Origin of the sequence: Jatrophihabitans sp., assembly GCF_051960575.1 — a bacterium.
Lineage (GTDB): Bacteria > Actinomycetota > Actinomycetes > Mycobacteriales > Jatrophihabitantaceae > JBQCEE01.
Genome location: NZ_JBQCEE010000278.1, coordinates 1 through 2237, shown reverse-complemented (window position 1 = coordinate 2237; position 2237 = coordinate 1). Strand labels below are relative to the sequence as shown.

3 protein-coding genes are annotated in these 2237 nt (G+C 72.2%); 2 read left to right on the top strand and 1 reads right to left on the bottom strand.

Features of this window, described 5'->3' with window-relative positions; all coding sequences use genetic code 11:
* Positions 1–118 precede the first annotated feature (118 nt).
* Positions 119–442: a hypothetical protein gene (locus ACTHMS_RS15725; protein ID WP_440307613.1), complete on the bottom strand. Its 324-nt coding sequence runs from the start codon at positions 440–442 to the stop codon at positions 119–121.
* 73 nt (positions 443–515) lie between these two features.
* Between ACTHMS_RS15725 and ACTHMS_RS15720 the strand changes: the two genes are divergently transcribed.
* Both ACTHMS_RS15720 and ACTHMS_RS15715 read left to right on the top strand, forming a co-directional pair.
* Positions 516–1682: a 4-hydroxybenzoate 3-monooxygenase gene (locus ACTHMS_RS15720; RefSeq protein ID WP_440307612.1), complete on the top strand. Its 1167-nt coding sequence runs from the start codon at positions 516–518 to the stop codon at positions 1680–1682.
* A 10-nt stretch (positions 1683–1692) separates the two neighbouring features.
* Positions 1693–2237, top strand: a 545-nt coding sequence (locus tag ACTHMS_RS15715; protein WP_440307611.1) for an MFS transporter, incomplete at its 3' end; no start/stop codon positions are given.

Genomic DNA, 2237 nt, shown 5'->3' with positions numbered 1-2237 from the left:
GCCTGGGCTGTGGCGGGCGCCACCCAGTAGAGCCCGCCGAGCCCGGGCGCGTCGGCCACGAGGCTGATCCCGGCCAGCAGCAGGCCCAACGACAGCACGACCGACGCGAGCACGCCGTTCAGCAGCCACGACCAGAGTGGCTGCTCGCGGCCCGGTGCCGTCTGCCCACGAGCAACGCGGATCCGACGACCACCGCGAGCACGACCAGCTCCACGCCCAGGCCCCACGTCGGCTGCCCGGGCGTCATCACGGCGATCGCCGCGAACACCGGCGTGGCCAGGAGGATCAGCGCCTGCGCCGCCCGGCCGGGGATGCCCGGCAGCGCCAGCACGCGTTCGAGATTGATCGACACGGCCACGAACAGCAGCCCGGTGAGCGCCGCGCCCGCGCCCGCAACGCCGACGGCGAAGTCGCTCCACGCCTCGGCCTCCAGTGGGTACACGCGCGCATTGTGCCCGGCCGCGGCAGGCGCGAACCTGATGTTGGCGGGGCGCGTCACCGCATAGGGTGGCCCCGTGCGCACGCAGGTGGGGATCGTGGGGGCGGGCCCGGCGGGGCTGCTGCTGGCGCACCTGCTGCACCTGCGCGGCGTCGAGTCCGTCGTGGTGGACGTGCAAAGCCGTGCCGCGATCGAGCAGACGATCCGCGCGGGCATCCTCGAGCAGGGCACGGCCGACCTGCTGCGCGACACCGGCGTGGGCGCCCGCATGGCCCGCGACGGCAGCGTGCACCACGGGATCAACCTGGCCTTCGAGGGCGGCCTGCACCGCATCGACCTCACCGGGCTCTCCGGCGGCCGGTCGGTGCTCGTCTACCCGCAGCACGAGGTGCTCGTCGACCTCATCGCGCAGCGCCTCGCCGACGGCGGCGACCTCCGGTTCGGCGTGGCGGACGTCGTCGTCGACGACGTCGAGGGCGCGCCGTCCATCACCTTCACCCACGACGGCGCCGCCCAGCGGCTCGACTGCGACTTCGGGGTGGGTGCCGACGGCTCGCACTCCCCGTGCCGCAGGCTGGTGACGGGGCGGCAGGACTTCTTCCGGCAGTACCCCTTCGCCTGGTTCGGCATCCTCGCCGAGGCCCCGCCGTCCTACGACGAGCTGATCTACGCGCACTCCGAGCGCGGGTTCGTGCTGGTCTCCACGCGCAGCCCCACGGTGCAGCGGCTCTACTTCCAATGCGACCCGGCCACCGCCACCGACGACTGGTCCGACGACCGCATCTGGGCCGAGTTCACCGCCCGGCTGGCTCCCGCGGGCGTGCAGGTGCAGGACGGCCCGATCTTCAAGAAGGACGTGCTGCAGTTCCGCTCGTTCGTCGCCGAGCCGATGCAGCGGGGCAAGCTCTTCCTGGTGGGCGACGCGGCGCACACCGTGCCGCCGACCGGGGCCAAGGGCCTCAACCTGGCCGTGGCCGACGTGCAGGTGCTCGACCGCGCCCTCGGCGCCTGGTATGCCGAGAAGGACGAGGCGCCCCTCGCCGCCTACACCGCCACCGCGCTGCGGCGGGTGTGGCGCGTGCAGTGGTTCTCGTGGTGGATGACGTCGATGCTGCACCGCTTTTCCGATGCAGGCGATTTCGACCTGCGGCGCCAGATCGCCGAGCTGCAGCTCGTCACCAGCTCGGAAGCCGTTGCCCGCACTTTGGCAGAGCATTACGTGGGCAGTCCCCCGGGCGTGTGACACTGGGATCATGGCCATCGACGTTGGCGCCGAAACCGCCACCGCCGCGCCCGCCCCGGTCGCCGCGCCCGCCCCGCCGAAACCGGCGACCGGTGGGGGCTGGGGCGTGCCGCTGGCCGTGCTCATCACGGGCATGTTCATGTCGGTGCTCGACATCAGCATCGTCAACGTCGCGATCCCCACCATGCAGCTGGACTTCTCCGCCACCACCGAGGAGATCCAGTGGGTGGAGAACGCCTATTCGCTCGCCCTGGGCGTGGTCGTGCCGGTGAGCGCGTGGCTGGCCGCCCGGTTCGGGGCCGGTCGCGTCTACAACCTGTCGCTGCTGGGGTTCGCCCTGGGCTCGGCGCTGTGCGGCTTGGCCTGGAGCCTCAACAGCATGATCGTTTTCCGGGTGCTGCAGGCGGTTCCGGGCGGCGTCCTGCCCGTGGTGACGCTGACGATCCTCTACCGGATCGTGCCGCCGCAGAAGATCGGTGCCGCGATGGGCATGTACGGCCTCGGCGTCATCGTCGCCCCGGCCGTCGGGCCCACGCTGGGCGGCTATCTCGTGGA